At 52.1% G+C, this 22495-nt stretch carries 17 protein-coding genes; 11 read left to right on the forward strand and 6 right to left on the reverse strand.

All coding sequences use genetic code 11. The features are described 5' to 3' along the window. Nucleotides 1–6: 6 nt before the first annotated feature. A complete protein-coding gene (locus ACQ4MZ_RS18275) occupies nucleotides 7–474 on the reverse strand; it encodes a YHS domain-containing (seleno)protein (protein WP_430847060.1) in 468 nt (155 codons plus the stop codon). Between the two features lie 2 nt (nucleotides 475–476). Then, nucleotides 477–1763 carry a spondin domain-containing protein gene (locus ACQ4MZ_RS18280; RefSeq protein ID WP_430847062.1) on the reverse strand — a complete coding sequence of 429 codons (1287 nt, stop codon included), beginning with the start codon at nucleotides 1761–1763 and terminating at the stop codon, nucleotides 477–479. A gap of 138 nt (nucleotides 1764–1901) precedes the next feature. Between ACQ4MZ_RS18280 and ACQ4MZ_RS18285 the strand changes: the two genes are divergently transcribed. The 8 genes from ACQ4MZ_RS18285 to ACQ4MZ_RS18320 all read left to right on the forward strand — a co-directional run bounded on the left by ACQ4MZ_RS18285 (nucleotide 1902) and on the right by ACQ4MZ_RS18320 (nucleotide 11553). Beyond that, nucleotides 1902–2606 (forward strand): response regulator transcription factor, encoded by a 705-nt coding sequence (locus ACQ4MZ_RS18285; RefSeq protein WP_430847064.1) that lies wholly within the window; start codon nucleotides 1902–1904, stop codon nucleotides 2604–2606. Between the two features lies 1 nt (nucleotide 2607). After that, the gene (locus ACQ4MZ_RS18290) at nucleotides 2608–4074 is read left to right on the forward strand and encodes a sensor histidine kinase (protein WP_430847066.1); all 1467 of its coding nucleotides are present in this window, start codon (nucleotides 2608–2610) and stop codon (nucleotides 4072–4074) included. 183 nt (nucleotides 4075–4257) lie between these two features. Next, entirely contained in the window at nucleotides 4258–6105 is a 1848-nt protein-coding gene (locus tag ACQ4MZ_RS18295) for a chloride channel protein (protein ID WP_430847068.1), read from the forward strand. A gap of 68 nt (nucleotides 6106–6173) precedes the next feature. Then, nucleotides 6174–6749 (forward strand): hypothetical protein, encoded by a 576-nt coding sequence (locus tag ACQ4MZ_RS18300; RefSeq protein ID WP_430847070.1) that lies wholly within the window; start codon nucleotides 6174–6176, stop codon nucleotides 6747–6749. Further along, the gene (locus tag ACQ4MZ_RS18305; RefSeq protein WP_430847072.1) at nucleotides 6750–8879 is read left to right on the forward strand and encodes a cation:proton antiporter; all 2130 of its coding nucleotides are present in this window, start codon (nucleotides 6750–6752) and stop codon (nucleotides 8877–8879) included. Between the two features lie 104 nt (nucleotides 8880–8983). Beyond that, on the forward strand, nucleotides 8984–9955 hold the full coding sequence (locus ACQ4MZ_RS18310) for an aldo/keto reductase (RefSeq protein ID WP_430847074.1): 972 nt from the start codon (nucleotides 8984–8986) through the stop codon (nucleotides 9953–9955). Between the two features lie 120 nt (nucleotides 9956–10075). Next, nucleotides 10076–10807, forward strand: a complete 732-nt coding sequence (locus ACQ4MZ_RS18315; protein ID WP_430847076.1) for a helix-turn-helix domain-containing protein — start codon at nucleotides 10076–10078, stop codon at nucleotides 10805–10807. A gap of 146 nt (nucleotides 10808–10953) precedes the next feature. After that, nucleotides 10954–11553 carry a dihydrofolate reductase family protein gene (locus ACQ4MZ_RS18320; RefSeq protein WP_430847078.1) on the forward strand — a complete coding sequence of 200 codons (600 nt, stop codon included), beginning with the start codon at nucleotides 10954–10956 and terminating at the stop codon, nucleotides 11551–11553. Nucleotides 11554–11598: 45 nt separating this feature from the next. Here ACQ4MZ_RS18320 and ACQ4MZ_RS18325 read toward each other — a convergent pair whose 3' ends face one another. After that, complete coding sequence (locus tag ACQ4MZ_RS18325; protein WP_430847080.1) at nucleotides 11599–12108, reverse strand: hypothetical protein; 510 nt, start codon at nucleotides 12106–12108, stop codon at nucleotides 11599–11601. A 333-nt stretch (nucleotides 12109–12441) separates the two neighbouring features. Here ACQ4MZ_RS18325 and ACQ4MZ_RS18330 point away from each other — a divergent pair, with 333 nt between their 5' ends. Further along, nucleotides 12442–15615 (forward strand): metallophosphoesterase, encoded by a 3174-nt coding sequence (locus ACQ4MZ_RS18330; RefSeq protein WP_430847082.1) that lies wholly within the window; start codon nucleotides 12442–12444, stop codon nucleotides 15613–15615. Between the two features lie 198 nt (nucleotides 15616–15813). Here the strand turns inward: ACQ4MZ_RS18330 and tnpA are convergent, their stop codons facing one another. After that, nucleotides 15814–16281, reverse strand: coding sequence for an IS200/IS605 family transposase (tnpA, locus tag ACQ4MZ_RS18335; protein WP_430847084.1), 468 nt, complete (start codon nucleotides 16279–16281; stop codon nucleotides 15814–15816). A 392-nt stretch (nucleotides 16282–16673) separates the two neighbouring features. Here tnpA and ACQ4MZ_RS18340 point away from each other — a divergent pair, with 392 nt between their 5' ends. Together ACQ4MZ_RS18340 and ACQ4MZ_RS18345 are read left to right on the forward strand one after the other, a co-directional pair. Further along, nucleotides 16674–17555, forward strand: a complete 882-nt coding sequence (locus ACQ4MZ_RS18340) for a helix-turn-helix domain-containing protein (RefSeq protein ID WP_430847086.1) — start codon at nucleotides 16674–16676, stop codon at nucleotides 17553–17555. A gap of 99 nt (nucleotides 17556–17654) precedes the next feature. After that, nucleotides 17655–18857 (forward strand): epoxide hydrolase family protein, encoded by a 1203-nt coding sequence (locus tag ACQ4MZ_RS18345; RefSeq protein WP_430847088.1) that lies wholly within the window; start codon nucleotides 17655–17657, stop codon nucleotides 18855–18857. Between the two features lie 93 nt (nucleotides 18858–18950). Here ACQ4MZ_RS18345 and ACQ4MZ_RS18350 read toward each other — a convergent pair whose 3' ends face one another. Next, a complete protein-coding gene (locus ACQ4MZ_RS18350) occupies nucleotides 18951–20738 on the reverse strand; it encodes a M43 family zinc metalloprotease (protein WP_430847090.1) in 1788 nt (595 codons plus the stop codon). A gap of 233 nt (nucleotides 20739–20971) precedes the next feature. Continuing rightward, nucleotides 20972–22480, reverse strand: a complete 1509-nt coding sequence (locus ACQ4MZ_RS18355; protein ID WP_430847092.1) for a RagB/SusD family nutrient uptake outer membrane protein — start codon at nucleotides 22478–22480, stop codon at nucleotides 20972–20974. Between the last annotated feature and the right edge of the window lie 15 nt (nucleotides 22481–22495).

Raw genomic sequence — 22495 nt, forward strand, 5'->3', positions numbered from 1 at the left:
AAGTTTTTAAGGCACAAATTTCATCCAGTTGCGATCGGCCTGTGTTTTCAGGCTTGCCTCGTCCTGGTTCCAGCTTTTGAGCGTATTATTAAGGAATTTGTTGTAAAATAGATAGAGCTTCCCGTCCACGATCTTGAACGTTTCCGGATCAATCTCTACTTTTTCTCCTTTCTTACCCATGGCATAGGCGCACCAGCCGCCGAACTGCGGCTCATAGCGTCCGGGGTTACGCATGAACGCGTCCTTGTTTTGCTTCGAGCCGAAGCGGTAGGTAACCCCATTATAGTTGGCAGAAAGATCCTTTTTGCCTTCGATAGCCTTGTTCATGGTAAAATAGGCCACCGGGTCATAGCCCTGTATCGCAAGACCGGACGATTCGAGGTTGTACTGTTTTTTACGAATCTCTACATTCTGTGCGAAGGTGGTGCCCGCTATCAGGAGCAGGAGTAAAAGGATATTGATTGGTCTCTTCATTGTTATTGTAATGTGACTTTAATAATATTGTTGATCGCCGGAAGCGTCGTGAACTTGTTCGGGTTGGGGACTGGTGCGATGGCTTTACTCTCATTCAATGGTGTGCCCGCAAGATTGAACTGCGTAATGCCTGCGCCGGGGAACTGGTCGATCGCCGTGCCGTTGTCATACAGTCCCACCGACCCCGAGACATCTCCGCTGGCATTGCCGTCGATGTCGGTGCCGCTCGTTGCAAAGAACCAATCGTTGGAAAAGCCGTACATAGTAGCAATGGCGATACGGTCTCCGGATGCGAGCATAAGCGGCTGTGAAACCTTTCCGCCCGCATTTCCGCCGATTTTAGGCAACAATACCGTACTAGCAGGTTCTTTAAGCACATAGACATTTTTGATACCCGCCTTCATTTTCAATGCCGCGGCCAGGACGTCGGCATTGCCCTTCTGGGCGAGTTCTTTTAAGCCTTCGCCCCGGTCGTTTTCACCGGATTTGAAAAATGGGTTTTCACTACCATTGTAAATAACAACCAGTACTGGCGAAAGTGGCGTGAAAATGCCGGTTTGCGAGGCGAGCCAGGTACTCATAGGAGCGTTGTCGCCGGCTTCGGCAATGCGGGTCAATGCTTCTGTCGTGGCTTTGCCCTCGGAATAAACAGGCTCAGGCAGAAGCTGGTTTCCCCCGGCGACATAAGAAATCGCCCATGCTCCCGGGCTGAAAGGCGTTTCGTTCGCGGTGCCGCCCGACTGGTTTTTGATGGTAATGGTAAACATGGAATTGCCGTCATAAGCCAGCGTCACATTCATGAGCTGAGAGGCAGGCAGAAATGTGTGGCCGTAGTCGTCCATTCCTGCCACTTCCTTGATATTGCGGGGTGTAGCTTCGGCAGTGCCCGGGTGGGTTACGCTCATGCCGGGCGCCTGATTCACGCGGGAACCGTTGTCCCAGAGTTTGATTTGCGCGGAAACGTCGCCGGTAACGGGAGTGCCGCTGTCGTCGTATAGTCTGATCCCAGGATTGGCAGGGGCGAAAAACAGGTCGTTGCTCCAACCGTACATGGTGGCGAAGGTAAGGCGCTGGTTTTTAGCCGCTGAAAATGAGAACGAAACCGATTGTCCCGGCAATATTACCGGCGGAGTGCCGGTACCTTTGAAAGTGCCCGATTGCACGAGCGGTTTCGAGTCGAGCACGTTTTCAATGGTCAAGGTTTTGCCGGTAGGCTGCGGGCCGTGGTCGTCGGTGCAGGCTCCGAAAATGAAGGCGGTCAGCGACAGCCCGAGGAATGATCTGATCATGTCTGTTTCCGTTTTGAATCGTTGGATGATGCAAAGCAACAAACACGGTATCCCGGCGGCGTCACGGAATTATAACAAAAGTATCACAGCAGCATTCCGCGCTGTTTTATTTGTAAACTTTGCAGAAAATCAGCGGATATGGACACCAAAAATGTGCTGATCGTCGAGGACGATACAAACATTACCGAATTGCTTTCGATACACCTTTCGGACCTGGGCTGCAAAGTGGTTTCGGAAAAAAACGGGCAGAACGGCCTCGCGCGGGCGCAGGACGAAAATTTTGACCTCATTATACTCGACGTAATGCTACCCGGCCTGAACGGCATGGAAATTTGCCGAAAAATCCGGCAAGCCGACCGGCAGACGCCTATTATGATGCTAACCGCGCGGTCGGAGGAAATAGATAAGGTGATGGGCCTCGAAACCGGTGCCGACGATTACCTCACCAAGCCATTCAGCGTACGGGAGTTCATTGCCCGGGTGCGGGTGATATTCCGGAGAAGCGAGGAAAAAGCCCGTTATGCAGCACCGGTGCCGCAACTCATCAGCATTGCGGGGTTGGAAATCGATATCGATAAGCGTAAAGTAATGCTGCGAGGAGAGCGGCTGGATTTGTCGCCCCGGGAATTTGAATTGATTGTTTTACTGGCCTCCAATCCGGGGAAAAGTTATAGCCGGAAGCAACTGCTGAGTCTCGTTTGGGGCTACGATTTCGAGGGGTATGAGCACACGGTCAATACGCATATTAACCGTTTGAGAGGAAAAATCGAGGCCGATGCTTCCAATCCTGTATTTGTATTAACTACCTGGGGCATTGGCTACCGGTTTAACGAAGATCTTTGAAATGTCAGTCAGAACCATCGGAGGAAACCTTCTCTTCTGGAAAATAAGCGGCGTTTTCGCCAGCCTCCTGATTATCCTGGGCATCATATTTGTCATGATCGCGTCCCGGTTTTCAAAATCGTATTATATGACGGCCCACCAGCAGTTGTACGGCGGCATTGCCCAGCACCTGGCCACATTTACCCAGCCTATTAAAAATGGCAAGCCTGATACCACGGTCACGCACGACATCATCCATTCCACCATGGTAGCCAACCCGAGTGTGGAAGTATACCTGCTCGATACGCTGGGGAATATCACCGACTACGTGGTACCTCAGGCCTCGGTGCAGATGAAGAAGGTCGATATGGCGAAGGTGCGGGAATGGCTGGCCTCGGATGCCGGCAAACCTATGGGCGACAATCCGAAACATCCCGGCGAAGCCAGTATTTTTTCGGTGGCGCCAGTGCTCGAAAACGGCGTGAGGGTCGGGTATGTGTATGCGGTGCTCGCGAGCGAGACCCAAAAGCAGATTCTCGCTTCGCTGACCGACGACCTGAACTTCCGATTGTCGGCCTATATATTTTTCGCTGCACTGCTCGGTGCATTTGTCGTGGGGATTGTCACGTTCTTTCTGATCACCGACAGCATTTGCAGCATTGCAGGGGTTGTGAAACGGTTCCGGGATGGCGATCACGCTGCGCGCGTGCATGGGTACGCAACGGGGAATCTGGGGGTATTGACCTCCACATTCAATGATATGGCCGATGTGATCGTCGATAACATCGAAAAGATCACCGCTACCGACCGGCTTCGGCAGGAGCTGATCGCCAACGTTTCGCACGATTTGCGGACGCCGCTTTCGATTATGCAGGGGTATGTCGAGACGATGATGATCAAAAAAGATACGCTTTCGGAGCCGGAGAAAGAGCGGTATTTGTCAATTGTTCAGGAAGGAACGCGCAAGCTTTCGGGGCTGGTGGATCAGTTGTTTCAATATTCGAAGCTGGAAGCGAATGTGGTGTCGGTACAAAAAGAGGTATTCCCCTTGGATGAACTGGTTTCTGACATTCTCGGATCCTACCAATTGAATGCGGACGAGCGAAACATCCGGTTGTCGTTGGAAACAGTTCCCGCTTTGCCGCCCGTTTTAGCGGATATCGCCTTGACGGAGCGGGTGTTTCAGAACCTGCTTGACAACGCATTCAAATTTACCCCTGACGGCGGACAGATTACCGTGCGCCTCGTAGCGTTCGGCAACGGAGTCAAAATCCGGGTTGCCGACACGGGCGTGGGCATAGCAAAGGTTTATCAGGAGCAGATTTTCGAACGTTACAAGCAGGCGGAAATGTATCCGTCGGGGCAGAAGGGGATGGGGCTCGGCCTGGCAATCGTGCGGAAGATACTCGAACTGCACCAAACCACGATCGAGGTGGTCAGCGACAGCGGAAAAGGCGCCGCTTTTGAATTTGTAATGCAGCGGGCATAATCACAGGTACTATTGCTTTAAATGCATTCCAGCAGATTGCCCTGCAAAGGTTGCCCTGCAAAGGTTGTCCCGCAAAGGTTGCCCCGCAAACGTTGCCCGGCAAAGGTTGCCCCGCTCAGATTTTTACCTTTACTTTAACCGGGCTAACCGGGGCGTATTGTAAAGGAGACTAAGCTGATTATTGTGAAACAGGCGACTATTAAAAAATTCCGCTCATTCCTGAAATTCAAAAGGGGGTTGACGGCGTATAGTTTACGAAAGTTCAAACTCTATGAAGTCATCATCTTTTGGCTTAAAAGCATTCTCACCAGGTCGCAGTTTCTGATATTATCGGGGATATTGGTGGGGTGCAGTGCCGGCCTGGCAGGCGTAGTCCTCAAATCGCTCGTACACGCGATTCATAACCTGATCACCCACAAGGTCCATTTCGAAACGCAGATTTTCTTCTACGCGGTATTCCCTTTCCTGGGGATTGTGCTCACATCCCTCGTCGTAATCTTGTTCTTCGGCGGTAACGATCGCAAAGGCATACCGGCCATTTTGCACGAGATCGCTCAAAATTCCAGCATAGTGGCTCCGGTGAAAATGTATTCCCAGGTGGTGCAAAGTGCCATTACCGTGGGGCTTGGCGGTTCTGCCGGTCTGGAAAGCCCCATCGCGGTAACCGGTTCGGCAATCGGGTCTAATTTCGCACAAACCTACAAACTCGACTACCGCGAGCGTACATTACTACTGGCGGCGGGCGCGACGGCGGGGATCGCTTCTGCTTTCAACGCGCCGATCGCCGGGATGATGTTCGCCGTTGAAATACTGCTTACCGGTGTGGTGTTCACCGATTTTATCCCCCTCGTATTGGCCGCTGTCTGCGGCAATGTACTTTCCAGGATGCTGCTCAATGAGGAAACGCTCTTCCATTTCAGCAGCCGGCATCCGTTTAATTACCACAATCTGCCATTTTACCTCGTATTGGGTGCATTGTGTGGACTTTACGCCCGGTATTTTGTGGTGATCGGACATCAGGTCGAGCGTTTTTTTGCCAGGCTGAAAGGCGGGAGGTTGAGAAAAGCCATGATCGGCGGGGGGATGTTGTCGGTCCTTTGCGTGCTGTACCCGCCATTGTTCGGGGAGGGTTATGAAACCGTCAAGGCGATGGTCAACGGGCAGGTAGGCGAGCTAATGGAAAACAGTTTTTTCGGCATCGTCGGCGGGCAGCGGTGGGCGGTTGTCGTGTTTCTCACGATTGTTTGTCTTCTGAAAGCCTTTGCCAGTTCCATTACGATTTTCAGCGGCGGTAACGGGGGAAATTTTGCGCCTTCGCTCTTTGCGGGTGGTACGCTCGGGTTCGTGTTTGCATTGTTCTGCAATTTCATCGGTATTTCCGATGTGCCGGTGGCCAACCTGGTACTGGTAGGCATGGCGGGCGTCATGAGCGGCGTGCTTTATGCCCCGCTGACGGCCATATTTCTGATTGCGGAATCCAGCTCGGGATACGACCTGTTTATTCCGCTGATGGTGGTGGGTGTAATGTCGTTCCTGATCTCCAAATGGTTTTCTCCCATTTCCCCCGATTTGCAAAGGCTGGCCGACGAAGGCAAAATATTCACCCGGGAGCACGACCGGAACCTGCTGTCCCAATTGAATACGCTGGATTTTATAGACAAGGATGTACCCGTTGTAAATATTGACCTGCCATTTGAAAACTTCGTGGACGCATTACATGAGAACAGGCATGATTACCTGGCAGTGGTGGACGGGGAAGGGATTTTTCGCGGCTTGATCCTCGTGAAGGAGCTTTATCCTTACCTGTTTACGACGGGACATGAAGCTGATTTATCGGTCGCATCGCTGGTGCGCCAGCCCCCGGCGATCGTCGCGGAAAACGAGCCCGTTGCGCGGATCGTCACCCAATTTGACCGAACCGGTTCCTGGCATTTGCCGGTCGTTGATTCTCAGGGCCGTTATATCGGTTTCATTGCAAAATCCAGACTGCTCGACCGCTACCGTAGCCTGCTACAAGCGCATTCGGGTTGATTTTGCCTTTGTTTAAAAGAATACTTTTTTAACTTGCCAGCCTGCATTTCCCACCTGAACCACCTGCTATGGCATTTAACAGATACCTTCTTGCTACCCTTATCGCCGTCGGCCTGTTAATCGGCTGCCAGGACAAGGAAAGAGCGCACGAGCTCGATGTGCGCGAGCAGAGCTTACTTGCGCGGGAGAAAGAATTTGCAATTAAGGAAGCTGATTATCAGTCGCTTTTGCGCATGCGCGATAGCCTGCTTACACGGCCGGACACGGCTGTTGTGATCCAGCGCTGGCCTGATGACATTGCCGGACTCTGGGCAGCCAAATCCGTATGCCGGGAATCCAACTGCAGCGAATATGTGATCGGGGACCTGCGTTCCAACACCTGGGAATTTGTGAGTGACTCCACCGGGCTCTACACGCGTGTGATCAATAATAACAAGGTCGTCAGGGTGTTTTCTGCGAAATACGACAGCACCAGCATTCAGCTGCAGTATACCAGCGATTCCTCGGCGGCCAGAAATATGGAACTGAGCGTGGAACTGACCCGCGATAACAAGAACCTGATCAAAGGAATGCAGACCACGAGCATCGACAAGTCCTGCACCGCGAAATTTTCCATTGAGCTAAACCGCTTAACCAACCGCTAGATGATGACGCTGCTTAACCTCCACATCGGCAGTTTACCGATCGAGGACCCGGTATTGAAGTTTCTGCTCGAACTGATCATCATTCTGAGCGCGCCGCTGCTACTCAACAAGATCAAAGTCCCCCACTTGCTGGGGCTGCTGATCGCCGGTGCCGTGGTAGGTCCTAACGGCCTCAATCTCCTCTCCCGCGACAGCAGTGTGGTGGTAACCGGTACCACCGGCCTGTTGTACATCATGTTCCTGGCCGGGCTTGAAATCGATATGGGCGATTTCAAGAAGAATATGGGCAAGAGCATTACGTTCACCGTGTTTACATTTGCCGTCCCGTTTATATTGGGGTTGCTGGGAGGGTACTACGTGCTGCATTTTTCGATGCTTACCTCGGTGCTGTTTGCCAGTCTCTTTTCTTCGCACACGCTCATTGCCTATCCGATCGTGAGCAAGATGGGGGTGGCCAAGAACCTCTCCGTCAATATCACCGTAGGGGGAACCATGCTGACCGACGTGCTTTCACTGCTCGTGCTGGCGGTAGTGGTGGGGATGACCCAGGGCGAGGTAAATAGCGCATTCTGGCTCCGGCTGGGCCTTTCGGTAGCGGCATTCAGCCTCACGGTGTTATTTGTTTTTCCAATTATAGGAAGATGGTTTTTCAAAAAGGTCGATGACAAGATATCCCAATACATATTTGTACTGGTGATGATCTACCTGGCGGCTGTACTGGCGGAACTGGCGGGTATCGAGGCCATTATTGGCGCATTTTTTGCCGGACTGGCACTCAACCGGCTCATCCCGCACACCTCCGCGCTCATGAACCGCGTGGAATTTGTCGGCAATGCTATTTTTATCCCCTTCTTCCTGATCAGCGTAGGTATGCTGATCGATTTTACGGTGTTTTTTAAAAGTCTCGAAACCCTGGGTGTTGCTGCCGTAATGCTCGTGGCCTCCATTGGCGGGAAATACCTGGCGGCGGTGTTCACGCAAAAAACGTTCAGGCTGACAAAGGATGAAGGGATGATCATTTTCGGGTTGAGCTCGGCCTCCGCAGCGGCCACGCTGGCAGCGGTAATGGTCGGTTATAATATCATCCTCTCCGAAACCGAAAGTGGCGAGCCGGTCCGCTTGCTGAGTGAGCACGTGCTCAATGGCAGTATCCTGCTGATCCTCATTTCCTGTACCATTTCTTCATTCGTGTCGATGTCGAGCGCGGCCAGGATTGCGGAGGCCGATAATGAGGCTACGGCATCGGGTGCGAATTCGGAGATCGAGAACATCCTGATCGCGGTCAATTATGAAGATGCGGTAGAAAAGTCGGTGAACCTGGGGCTGCTTATCAAGGCGGGGCATAACAAAGACAGGCTGTTCGCATTGAACGTAATCAACGACGAGAAAAACGAGTCGTCCGTCAGGAATGCGGAAAAGACGCTCCACACGGCGGTAACCGTGGCTGCGGCAGCCGACGTTGAAATCCGGCCGCTTACCCGGTACGACAGTGATGTGCCTACCGGCATCAGTAACGTGATCAAAGAGCAGAAGATAACGGATCTGATTGTAGCCTTGCAGCCGGGCAAAGGCTTAACGCCCTCGTTCGTTTACAATCTCACCAACGGCTATTTGCAGAATGAAAATGTGAATACGCTGATTTACCATGCGGCTCAGCCCATTTCTACCATTAAGAGATACGTTGTCCTGATCCCGCCCAGAGCAGATAAGGAACCCGGCTTTTTTCATGCGCTACTGCGCGTATGGAACATCGGGAAGTCGTCGGGTTCGGAAATGGCGTTCTACGCAAGTGCGCCGATCATCAGCATTATCGAAAGGGTGGCGGGAAAGTCGGCTATCGAGCTGTCGTTGCACACGATCGACTATTGGGGGGAAGCCGAGCAGGCAGCCGCTTCGGTCGCGGCGGATGAAGGACTGATATTGTTCATGGCCAAACGCGGCATGGCGTCCTTTTTCCCAAGAATGGGCCAGATGCCCGATTTTCTGAACCAGTACGCGCTGGAAAACAACTTCCTGCTGATTTACCCATTCTCGCAGCAGAATTCGGATGAAACCGAGAAGCGGTCGGTAAGCAATCACGACGATTTTGTAGAGATCGGCCGGATGATCGGCAAGATTTTCCCAGGTTAGGCATTGTGCCGGCTGATCCGTACAAGCAAGTAAATTGAGCCATGGAGGAAATCGGCTCGGTGTGGAAACAGGTCATCTTTGCATTGTTAAAATCAACAAAAAAGATGACCACGATAACCAAAATGAACCTGGGCCAGAATGGTCCGCTTGTTTCCAAACTCGGATTGGGCTGTATGCGCATGTCGCCCGTTTGGGGAGGTCCGGCAAACGACGAATCCGAAAGCATTGCTACGATTCAAATGGCGCTGGATAATGGTATTAACTTCCTTAACACCGGGGACTTCTACGGCGCCGGACACAACGAGTTACTGGTGGGTAAAGCCATCAGGGGACGCCGTGACGAGGCTTTTATCAGCGTCAAGTTCGGGGCCGTTTTTTACAATAATCAATGGCTGGGACTGGACCTCCGTCCGATAGCCATCAAGAACTTCATCAACTATTCGCTGGTACGTTTGGGGATAGATACCATCGACCTCTACCAGCCATGCCGCCTCGATGGCAGTGTACCGGTGGAAGATGTGATCGGTACCGTCGCCGACCTGATCGCCGAAGGCAAGGTCCGTCACCTGGGCGTTTCGGAAATCAGCGCTGCCCAATTGCGCGAGGCGCACAGCATCCATCCGGTAACCGCGCTGGAAATAGGGTATTCGCTTGCCGACCGGCAGATTGAAAGCGATTTGCTGCCGACGGCCAGGGAACTGGGCATTGGCGTGGTGGCTTTTGCCAATACCGCGGAGGGGCTTCTGACCGGCGATATGAAGGCCCCGCTTCCGGCAGGCAGTTACCAGCATCATTTTTCGCGTTTCCAGGGCGAGAACCTGATCAAAAATCTGGCAACGGTGGAGGTGTTGAAGCAAATGGCCAAAGAAAAAGGGTACACGCCCGCGCAATTGGCGATCGCCTGGGTGAATGCGCAGGGCGAGCACATCATGCCGCTGGTGAGCATGAGCCGGCGGGCACGGCTTCCCGAAAACATGGAAGCGATGGGAATTACGTTCACCCCCGCGGAAATGGAGGTGCTTAACACGCACTTTGCTCCGGGAGCAATCGTCGGCGGAACCTATCTGCAACGATAACGGGATACTTTCAAACCCTGCTTTTTATATCTTTACCGCGTGACAAATCCAACAGAAATAATCCCCGGGGTGATCTTTTATTCCTATTTCTCTAAGCAGAGAAAGGATAAAGTCGCTTTTATGGAACATAATACGCTGATATTGCAGGTTTCGGGCCGTTTCTCACTGGAAACGGCCACGCAGAAAATCTCGATGGGCGCCGGTGAAATGCTGCTGGTACAAAAGAACCAGTTGGGGGAGATTACCAAGACGCCCCTCGATGGTGAGGATTACCAAACGGTGGTGATATGTCTGCACGAGGACCTGCTGCGGACGATCGCGCTGGAAGAGCAGGTAGAGACCGGGCACAAATATTCCGGGCCGCCCAATGTACTGGTCCCGGTAAACGATTTCCTGCGGGCGTTCTTTGAATCGGTGATGCCATATATCCGCAACCCGCATGGAGCAGTTACGGAGAAACTGGGTATGCTTAAAGTGAAGGAAGCTGTGCATCTGCTGATGCACACTATGCCGGAACTGGAAGAATTGCTGTTCGATTTTTCGGAACCCTACAAAATGGATCTGGAAAAATTCATGCTGAGTAATTTTCATTATAATGTCCCGGTAGAAAAGTTTGCCAGGCTCACCGGAAGGAGCCTGGCGGGCTTTAAGCGCGACTTTCAACGGATATTCGGTATGGCGCCGCGGCATTGGCTGCAAGAAAGGAGGCTCGCGGAGGCCCGGTACCTGATCGAAACCAAGGGCAGGAAACCCTCGGCGATCTACCTCGACCTGGGGTTTGAAAGCCTTTCGCATTTCTCCCATTCGTTCAAGAAAAAATTCGGAAAAGCACCTACTGAATGGTCGGCCTAGATTAATCCGGGACTCCCATCGGCCAGGCGCGGCCGGCCAGGCGTGATCTACCCCTTCTTTTGGCAGGTTTGCACCCGACTTGGAATAGACTGACCCTGTACCTTTGTTGTGTCACAATTCAACTGAAAACACAAAAGAGAAACGACATGGGAAAGATCATCGCCATTACACAACTTTCAATCGACGGTGTGATGCAGGCACCGGGCGGTCCCGAAGAAGACCCCAGCAGCGATTTCAAACACGGCGGCTGGTTCATGCATTACGGGGACGATATGCTGCATGAAACTATCAGCGAAATCATCTCAGGGGAATTCGAAATGCTGCTGGGGCGCCGTACTTACGATATTTTTGCGTCCTATTGGCCCCTGCACGACGATGACCCGATCGGCAAAGCATTCAACAAAGCAAAGAAATACATCGCCACACGCACCCTCGACCACCTCGACTGGAACAATGCGCAGATCCTGCGGGATGTCGTAGAGGCAGTCGGGCGCTTGCGGGCATCGGAAGGCCCGGAAATCCATATCTGGGGCAGTAGCAACCTTTTGCAAACGCTGATTTCGGCCGGGCTGATCGATGAACACCGGCTATGGATAGCGCCCGTTGTACTCGGCGGCGGAAAGCGTCTGTTCGAAAATGGTGTGCCCGCAGGAGCCCTGTCGCTGGTCGACACTAAAGTCACCTCGACGGGCATGATCATCAATACCTACCGTCCGGCAGGGGCGCTACCGGGGGAGGGGGCATAATTGCTTCGGCCACGTATAATGATATCCGCACCTAACCGGGCCTGGCTAGTCAGTCAGGCCCAGTTGCTGTTTGACGAACCCATAATCTTTAAGATCGGCGGCATGGATACGTCCCCGCTTGTCGGGCGGTATAATGATCCAGCGAAATTCGAGGTCGAAGTCAATGGGAGTGAGTCTCGGCTTGAAGTAGGTTATATCGAAGTTGATGGCCCCCGCCTGATTTTGGACCTGCATAAAAAAGCCAAGCGTTAGTTCTTCATTGGCAGAGGGTAAAGAAAATACCACATTCGACCGGCCTGCATTGCGGTAATAGGCCATGACCAGCGCGCTGTCGAGGACAGCCTGGGTTATATTATTGTCGGCGTGCGTCACCATGAAATAGGTTGAATCCTCGCGTTGCCAGGCCGTATTAGGCACTTTAATCCACGGCGAGACAATGAGATTGGCTGCTCCGGCCGGTCCGGCGGGGCCTGTTGCACCGTTTTGACCAGGCGTTCCCTGCGGTCCCTGGGGGCCAGCCGGGCCGGTGTCGCCGTCCGGGCCTTTACAAGCCATTATTGATGCTATTAACAAGAGTATCCAAAGGCAGGTTTTGCCGGAGAAGGGTATTGTTTTCATCATGATTCCGAGGAAGGAAGGGGACAGGCAAACGTTTCGAAACACGTTGGTAAACGCCAGCGTTTACCACCTCACTTTCCCGCACAAAAACGGGAGGCGAGTACAGATAGAGGCGATATTTCAAACAGATGTAACTGCCTGATAATTAGGGTTTAATAGGAGTAAATATATTGAATTTAATTTGGATATATAAAGAATAAATAGCAATTTTTCTATACAATTATTTGCGCGTTAAAGTCCCTCTTCTTCCATCTTTAAATCCTGATGCTTATGAGACCGATTCTATCAGTGCTCTCATTTTGCCTCCTGTTATTTTCAGTGTGTTTCGCTCAGACACCCGTCATAACACGCGGCCCGTATCTGCAAATGGCGTATTCAAAAAAGCTAAATGAGTTTGCTACCACCGCTTCCATAACCATCCGCTGGCAGACCGATATCGCGAACATCGGGCGGGTTGTTTATTCAGCCGAACCGGAGTACGAATTGCTCGGGAACGGGTCGCCCATGGTGGAGGAACCTGCCGAAACCACAGATCATACCGTCACGCTGACGGGCCTGAAACCCGACCAGCAGTACCGTTACTACATCGGCGGCTGGGTGCCTCCGGCATTTCCCGTTATTCTCGAAAAAACACCCGATAACTTTTTCAGGACGCCGCCGCTACCAGGTGTAAAAAAGAAGGTGAAAATGTGGGTACTGGGCGATTTTGGCTACACCGCTGCCCAACCCGTGACGGCCAGCCGCCAGGATAGCGTGATCGATTCCTGGAAGGATTATATGACGGTGAACAAAACGGGACCCATGGATCTCTGGCTCTGGCTGGGCGATAATGCCTATGAGCAGGGCAGGAAGGAGCAATACCAGGACCACGTTTTTGACCGTGGCAGGAAGCGGTACGATTTTATGCTCCGGCAAACGCCATTTTACGCTACGCCAGGTAATCACGATTATTTCGACGGAACCGTCGACAGCGCGTCGCTTTACCGGGTGAGGGCCGAGAAGAACATCCATTATTACAGCGTCGTCAACAATTTCACCAACGGAGAAGGCGGGGGAGAACCGTCGATGACGGAGGCTTATTATTCTTTTGATTATGGCAATATCCATTTCATCAGTCTCGACACCTACGGATTTGAAAAGCTGGGAGATGATTATACGAAAATCCTGGCGCCTAATGGCTTGCAGGCCCAATGGCTGAAAAAGGACCTCGCCAGAGCCAATGCCAACCCTGATATCAACTGGGTGATCGTGTTCACGCATATCCCGCCATTCAGCGGCGGCTCGCACGACTCGGACACCGAGCGTGACCTCATTCAGATCCGGACTAACCTAGTGCCCATTCTGGATGCGTACAAGGTGGACCTGGTGCTGGCAGGGCATAGTCACGGCTACGAGCGCTCACGCCTCATGCGCGACCTTACTACGATTTCCACAGATTTCGCAATGGCAACCCACAATCCGGCCGTAGGCAGCAATGCGCAGGGCAACGGACGTTTCGACGGCACAGCCAATTCCTGCTTTTATTACAAAAACAGCGCATCGCCAAAAAATGAGGGCATTGTGTATGTCGTAAACGGCGCCGGGGGACGAAAGGGGGAACCGAATTTTAGCAGCAATGTCAAAAATCCAGGACTGGTCAGCCGGCTCATGACCGCCTCGGCATTGTCGTCGGGCGGTTCAATGTACATTGAGGTCGAGAACAAGCGGTTGACAGCCAAATACATCGGCGCAAATAAGCAGCTGGTCGACCAGTTTACGATTTTTAAAGACCTCGACAGCTTCACCGTGCCGGAGACCGACGACACGACGCGCACGGCGATCTGCGAATGTACCGATGCGCAGCCCGGCGCCGAGAACTTCACGCATTATGTCGATAGCAAAGGCAATCTGCTGCTATCCATCAACAAGCACGACCTGACGATCGGTAAGGCCGGAGTGGCCCCATTTGAAGTGAAGCTGGGCGGAAAGCCCGGCAGGACCGAAGTGGGCGCGCTCGGCCCGGGTACCAACTACGTGCGTTCGGACAGGCCGCGGTCGTTCAGCTCCAACTGGCGGGTAATGAACCGCTATTGGTCCGTCAAGCCCAATCCCGAGCTGACCGGAAAGCAGCAGGTGACCGTGCGGCATTATTATAAGGATACGGACCTGATTTCGCTGCGCTATAACGATGGCGCTTACGAGCAGATAGGGCATTTCAGCTTGCGCTTCTTTAAAATAAACAGTTTAATGACCAATTATGTATTGGATCCCACGACCGGCGTTCATAACACGATCAAAGCGGCGTCGGATTTCAATAAGGACGGCATTTGGCTGTATGATGTAAAGCAGTCGAATATCACCGATCAGCAACCCACACCGCTCGAATACAAGTGGCGGTACGGGTTCAATCAGCCGGAGGTATTCTTTTACCCGACCCAATCCTATCCATTCTATTCCGGCGAATTTGTGGTAGGGCGGTTGAATGGCGGCGGCGGCATAGGTGGCCAGGTATACAACCAGAATCCCCGCGGTACGGTGGTGATCCTGCATGCGGGCAGCAGCTGGCGTTATTTTGCCAGGGGAATGGTGCCTCCCGACAATGGCATATTTAACTGGAAAGGCGGGCAAGACCCCGACGAGCTCAATGCAGAAGATCCGCCTAATTACGACGATGGGGCAAACTGGCTGACGGGCCCGGCACCCTTCGGCTATTCCCCTAACCGGGAAGACGGGGAAAAGACGCTCATTCCGGCCTGCCAGGCCGAACTGGATTGCTACGAGGCCCGTGGACGCGCTTCCTATTTACGCGAAGGCTGCCTTACTGCCCCGTGTGCAACCCGCTGGACTACTTCCTATTTCCGGAACTCTGTTCGGATAAGTTCGCAGCAAATGGCTTACCATAAATCGGTCATTATCAATTTCAAAAGAGATGACGGAGTAGTCATTTATATCAATGGCAAAGCGCTGAGCCCGGGCGATGTGAATATAAACCCGACCGGGGTTACCTTTTCGACCTTTGCAACCAATGCCTCTCCGGAGTATACCTGGCAGACAATCGTGGTGCCGAACGACGGTAGCTATTTCAGGTTGGGAGAGAATACCATTGCCGTAGAGCTGCATCAGACCAGCGCAACGAGCTCGGATTTGTACTTCGATATGGATATTACGTTAAGCCCCGAAATACTGACTGTGCCGACGCGCGTAGCTCCTATAACGGAAAATCGTGATCAACAGTCGGAATGGACGGTATATCCCAATCCCGTCGACCAGGACAGGATTGTGTTCGACAAGCTGCTTGAATATGAAACCTTGCGGGTTACCGACTCGAAAGGCGTGGTTCGGCGGTACATGTCTACGCCCGGTACTCTGAAAGAACTGGATCTTTCGGGACTGCCGGCCGGTATTTTTATCCTTTCAAGCCAACACAAAGGCCGCGTGCAGCATTATAAGGTGGTCAAAAAATGAGAACCGGACTGGCGTGCCGGATTGCGGTGGAATCATCCCCGGCGCGCCGGGTAATATAGGAGCAATATTCGTAGCTGTTGGTGTTGAATCTGTGGAACGGCACAACAATTGGCCCGGAGGGCCATCCTGTTTCTAGCAAAAAGTTGAACGTTGTTTGTTTCGGCCCCGGAGGGGCCTCCTTATGCACGTCGCCCCGGATCAGCACGCGTCAAAAAAATCAAATAAATATTTCTCTTCAAACGATACCTGAAATTTTCGCAGCAGATCCCGGTATTCTTCTCCAAATGTTCGTTTATGGTGGTGCTCTTCCTGGCCGTGGATGTACCGGACGACATTTTCTATGTGCGACTGAGAATATGAAAAAACGCCGTAGCCTTCTTGCCATTCAAATTTTTGACTTGTCCACCGCTTTTGATTGATAAACTGATTGGTTTCAACCTTGATTTCCTTTACAAAATCCGAAATCGACATTGCCGGCTTAAATCCTACGAATAAGTGTGCGTGATCGGGCATGCAATGCACCGCGAGCATTTTAGCATTTCTGTTTTGCACCAGTCCGGTTATGTAGCGATGTAGTTCATCCTTGTGACGTTTAGGGACCAGACATTGCCGGTGTTTAACGCTGAATACAAATTGGAGATAGATTTGGGAGTAGGTGTTAGCCATATTCATTCAATTATAGTGTGGTAAACAATCGTTACAAGTGGGTTAGGCGGCCCTCCGGGGCCGAACCAGAGGGAGCGTGCTGTTTTTCTATAAACAGGAAGCCGCTCTGCGGCATGGCGAGCCGGCCGTTCAGGCAAATTCACTTACTCAATATGCAAAAACTTCGTCATAACCTCTTCTCTTCTCTGTCGGCGAGCGCAGGTGCGAGCATGCAAAGAGCGCATGGCTTTGCCGGAAGTCATACGTTATGGTGGCTTTTCCTCTAATAATATCCGAGCAATTTTTCGTGGACGAAAGCCCTGGCTCTTAATGGTAAAACAAAATTTTCACTATTTTGGATGCGGGTAAATCACTCACACGGCAACGAACAGGAACTTCGAAACCAGCATGTTATGCAGAAAAAATTCAACTTGACGTCCTTTAATCTCTATGAGTTTCTCAAACATCAGAATGCCCACAGTTTCAATGTTCCGTTCTTTCTGGCCGACAGGCATACCTACAAAAACGCTCATGTCAACTTCCCGTTCAGGACGTTCTCTTTCGGGTTAGGCATTACTTACACAGGCGAAGGCGACGTTTTCAAGATCGGCAGCACCGATTACCTGGTGACGGCCGGGTGCCTTACGACCGTGGGGCCGGGGATGGTTTGTCAGTGGACGGGAAACTATACTGCCGAGCACGATACCGTGTATTTCACCGAGGAGTTGTTTGAGGGGATGAAAAACAATGCTTTCCTGCATTCGCTGCCATTTTTCTTTCATGGAGGCAGGCATGTGATCCGTCTATCGGATGATCAGACGCGGAAAATGGCTTCCTTATTCGCCTTGCTGAAAGAATTGAAGGACGATAAAAGCGCCGTTCCCGGGATGGTCCATGCACTGCTTATGCTGGCGGAGTCGTTCCATACCGGCCCGGAAAGCCGGACGCCGGAGGGTGGTAACCGCAATGGCGTTTCCAACAAAGAAAAGATAGCCCAGGCTTTCCGAAAGCTCGTTGCGACGCATTTCCCGGAGCATAAGGAAGTTGCTTTTTACGCGACGGAACTGCATATCACCCCGAAATACCTGAGCGAGGTTTTGCAGGCGGAAGTGGGCAAGCCGGCCAAGGCGTTCATCGATGAATATGTGGTGATGGAGGCCAAAAGTCTGCTGAAACAAACGGCCTTATCGATTCAGGAAATCTGCTACTGGCTGGGTTTTGAAGATGCTTCGCATTTCAACAAGTCGTTCAAAAAGCTCACGAACATGACGCCTACCGAATACCGCAAGAGCTGATTTGTCCAGTGGAGTTTTTTACTATCTTTCCCGAAATCCTTCCTAACGGCGCGCGGCTTCCTGGCGATACCTTTGTTTCATCCAAACAAACAGGACGCCATGAAAAAACTTCGCTTTCTGATGCTCACATCGCTCATGCTGAGCCCGATGATCACTTTTTCACAAACCAACAAAAACGCAACTATGAAAAACATGGAGGTATTTAAAGTATCGGTTTCGCAACAAGTACTGGATGATTTAAAAAGCCGTTTGCAAAACACCCGCTGGCCGGGCGAAGCGGAAGGCTCCGGCTGGCATTTCGGCACCAGCGAAGCCTATTTGAAGGAACTGGTGCAATATTGGCTCACCAGCTACGACTGGCGCAAGCAGGAAGCCGAACTCAATAAGTACCCGCAGTACATCGCCGATGTGAACGGCGTGAAAGTTCATTTTCAATATATCAAAGGGAAGGGTAAAAACGCGAAGCCGCTTATCCTAACGCACGGCTGGCCGGATAGCTATTACCGTTTCCACAAGATCATCCCGCTACTGACCGAAGGCGAGCAGGGCTTTGACCTCGTGATCCCTTCCATTCCGGGTTTCGGGTTCTCGGGTAAAGTAGCTATGACAAGTGAGGCCGTCGCGGACCTTTGGAAAGAGTTGATGACAGGGAACCTGGGTTATGATAAATTCTACGCCGCGGGCGGCGATGTGGGCATGGGCGTTACCAAGGCATTGGCCTCGAAATACCCGGATGTAGTGTCCGGCGTGCATTTCACCGACGTAGGTTACCCGATGGGACAGGAGGACCCCGCTACCATGAGCGAAGCCGAGAAACAGTTCGCACAGTTTGTGCAGCAATGGTGGTACAGCGAAGGCGCCTATGCGATGGTACATGCTACCAAACCGCAATCACTTGCCTACGGATTGAACGATTCGCCGACCGGGCTGGCGGCCTGGATACTGAGTTTCGGCAGTGCGGGAGCGTCGCCGGAAATCCTGGAAGCCGCATTTGGCGGGCGCGATGCGTTGCTTACCAATATCATGATCTACTGGGTAACACAGACTGTTGCGACATCGGTGCGGATGTACAAAGCCGATGCCATAGCGCAATGGGGCGGAGCGCAGCCGTTACAGAAATCGCAAGTACCGGCCGGTGTGGCCCTGTACCCCAGGGAAGCCCAGTTCCCGAAAGAATGGGCAGACCGTTTTGTGAATGTCGTCAGTTTCCGCAAAATGAGTGAAGGAGGGCATTTTGCAGCTTTGGAAGTGCCGGATAGCTTCGCCGCAGAGCTGAGAAGTTTTTTTTACAGTATTGATTGATGGAGTAGGGAGGAAAAGGAGAAAGGAGGAAGGGGGAATGAGTTTGTAGCGCCGGCGGAGAGTTTGTTTTGAACTGCTCTGCCGGCGTTTGGCTTATTTTTTGATGAACTTTTTGGAAACGGTATACCCGCTTTGCGTCTTCACACGTACCACGTAAAGCCCGGCGGGAAGCAGTTTGGAGTCGACATATTGCTGGTTTCGGGCTCGTTGTATCACCACACCAGCTGCATTAACGACTTCGATATCCCAATTTTGAGATACCCCATGGATCATAATGCTGCTCTCGGCGGGGTTGGGGTTGATAATCAATTGCGTGTCTGGCATGCTCACTTTTACGATTCTGGAATAGGCGTAGCTGCCGTCCACATCCACCTGTTTCAGCCGGTAGAACAATATGCCTGTGGACGGCTCCGGCGTATCGGTAAACCGGTATTCCGAAATACGGGCGGCAACGCCGAACGGTGCGGTTACCCGTCCTGCCGTTCGGAACGTTCTGGCATCGCGTGCTGATTCGACATCGAAATGGTCATGCATGGACTCGAACGAGGTGGCCCAGCTGAGCATTACCTGGTTTTGTTCCAAAACTTCAGCACCGAATCTCACGAGCGTAACCGGCAGCCCCGGCCCGACGATTACTTCACCCGCTACCCGCACGTCGCTCGGGCAGTCGGCGCGCAGGCATGAAGCATAATAGGTTCGCGACTCCTCGAGGATGGGTGTGGTATAACTGTTGCCGCCGCCGAGATAGTTACCATTGGTAGGAGCGTCGTACCACTGTATCAGTCCATTGCAGCCTGTGGCAGTGAGCGTCGCGGCGGTGCCTTTGGGGATGCTCACCGGAATCACGATGGGGTCGAGCCCCTTGCTGTTGATCAAACCCGACCTGAGCGTTTCGATCGCATTGCGCATACGGATGCGCTGGTCGTTGGTAAACTGGGTTTGGCAGGCAAAGGAATTGTAACCCATGTAGTTTTTGAGGACGTTACCGTAGGGGCTGTTATTGTTGCATGCATTAAGAGGATTGGGGTTTCCCAGACAGAGGTAATTGGAACTTTGGTTCACGGGCTCCGTATCACAGATATTATCGCCTTGTGACGCGCAATTGTCGTTTAGCGGGCATTCTATGGTGTCAAGGTCACCCTCGCCGATCCCCCGCGAGAACGTGTGTCCCAGGAACATACCGTGCCCGAACTCGTGAGCGAGCAATTTGGTACCGAAATAGTTGGCCACGAGCAGTACGCCGTCACTCGGTGAAGAAGCGCCGGTTGGATACCCTGCCAGTCCGGCAGCCTGGTCCATGTAATTGACAAGCCACACATTATAGTATTCGAGATTATTCCAATAACCCATCGCGTAAACCTGATCGTAGGGCAATCCGGGGCCACCGGGTACAGTGACACCATAGGAGGTGTAGGCCGCATTGTTGGTATAAATCCTGTCGATTCCCGTAGTCGGTGTGCATTGTGGAGATCGTACCGCGAGCTGGAACTGAATTTGCGTATCCACTCCGTCGGATTCGGCGAGCTGGTTTCGGAATGCTTTGTTCAATTCGGCAATCCCTTCGTGAATTTGCAGGTCGGTGATCAACGAACCTCCGATGGGTTCCAGGACATGTACGACGACGGGAATGGTGTATACCTCGGATATGGCGTTCGTGCGGGCGGCTTCGGCAGAGGCCATATAGGCCTTCAATTTTTGCTGTGCATTATCAAAAAGTTGCCTCTGTGATTTGGAAAGGAGCAGTTTCTGATGTTGAGGCGTAGAAGAGCAAATGGGGCTGGCTGTCGGTTGGGCGTGTAGAACGGCGATCGGAAGCCATAATGCTGCAACAATTACAAAGCAGCAAACCCCGGAAGGCGAAAGCTTGGTAATGTTCTTCATGGTTATGGATGCTTGGGTTCACTCGGCAATGAATTTTTAGTATAAATATAATTATATTCCACATGAATATAATTACGCTTCGTAAGGCTGCCTGTATTGTTCAGACAAGCCTCGGTAACAGCACGTTGCAGGAGTTTATAAACAAAAACCGCCGACTCAGTGAGCCGGCGGTTTTCCGTTTTACCTGTAAATCAGGTTTAAATAATATCACCCAACCGATGACGACTTTTTAGTTAAAATCCGGGATTGTTGGGCAGCAGGTTCGGGTTCACGTCCGACTCTTGTCTCGGTACCGGAAAAAGCAGCTGTTTTTCGCTGAAGGTGGCGCCGAAGACGGTTTTGTGCCCTACGAAATCGTCCCATTTGCCGGTGATGTCGTTGCGCACTTTCCGCGTCCTGAGCATATCGAACCACATTTTGTTTTCAAAACATAGTTCAAAATAGCGCTCAGCCCATACTTCCTGCTCGAATGCCGTTTGGCTTAAACCCGAAACAGGCGCCAGGTTCGCCCGCGCGCGAATCGCATTTACATATTCGACTGCTTTCGCGTTGGGTGCGCCTTCTGCGCGGTTGGACGCCTCCGCATACATGAGGTACACATCCGCGAGGCGGTACAATGTGTAGTTCAAATCGGATTTAATCGTACTGGTGATCGCATTCGCATCAAACCACTTGTAAATGTAGGTGTTCTTGAACTTCACCGGCTGACCGGTTTTGATGCTCGGTGCCGTGGTGTAGAAAAACTGCTTTTCCTCCACGCGCTTATCGCCCTTGGGAAACGACTTGATAAACTCGGGCGTCGGGTACACCGATCCGTATTCATCCGCATATTTGGAAATACCCGAATAGTTGGGGATTGTTAACGGCGTGAGCGGGTTGGTCAGTGGCACGCTTGCGGCATATTGCACCTGGAAAATGAATTCGCCCAGGTTCTTGTTCGCCGGGTTAATCATATCCGTGTAATTTTTGAAAAGCGAGAAGCCGCCCTTCTGGATCACATTGAGCGATCGCTTCGCCGATTCCGCATAATATTGCTGGCCGCCGTTGATCGCCGCGCCCGCGTAGGTGAGGTACACATCCGCCAGGATCGATTCAACGGCTGACATGGATACATTTCCGGTTGTGTTCGACCAGGGTAATGTAGATGCTTCGGCCGCGAGTAGGTCGGGGATGATGATTTTGTCATAAATCTCCTTCGCAGGCGTTCTCGCGACATTCAGGTCGAGGTTGGTCGGTGTGGCCGTTACCGCGGGAACTGCGCCGTACATCCGCACCAGGTAGAAGTAGTACAACGCCCTCAATGTGTGGACTTCCGCCAGCATGTTGTTCTTCGCTTCGTCGGTAAGCCCGGCTGCGTTGATGCCCGGAATACTTTGTAGAGCCAGGTTACAGGCTCCTATCCCGAGGTACATTTGCTGCCACCAGGTGTCGAAATAAAAAGAAGTATTGGTGTAACTCAGGTTCTGGTAGTTCACGAATCCGGTCTGGCCGAGATCACTATTCGCCTTCCCGGTCATGAATTCGAGCAGGTTGTAAGTATTACCGCCGTAGGAGGCCGGTTGGCCTGCCAGAAGTCCCTGCAAGTTGACATATGCGGAATTTGCGTAAGCCCGGGCCACTTTGCTGCTGGATGCCTCTGATTCCGGTGTCAGGAAGCCCGTCGGAGTTTCTTCGAGGAAATCCGAGCAGGAGCCTAAGGTTAGCAGTGATGCTGCCAGCATCATATTTTTCAGCACTTTCATATCTTTTGTAGTTGC

This window comes from Dyadobacter sp. BHUBP1, from assembly GCF_050587785.1.
Classification (GTDB): Bacteria; Bacteroidota; Bacteroidia; order Cytophagales; family Spirosomataceae; genus Dyadobacter.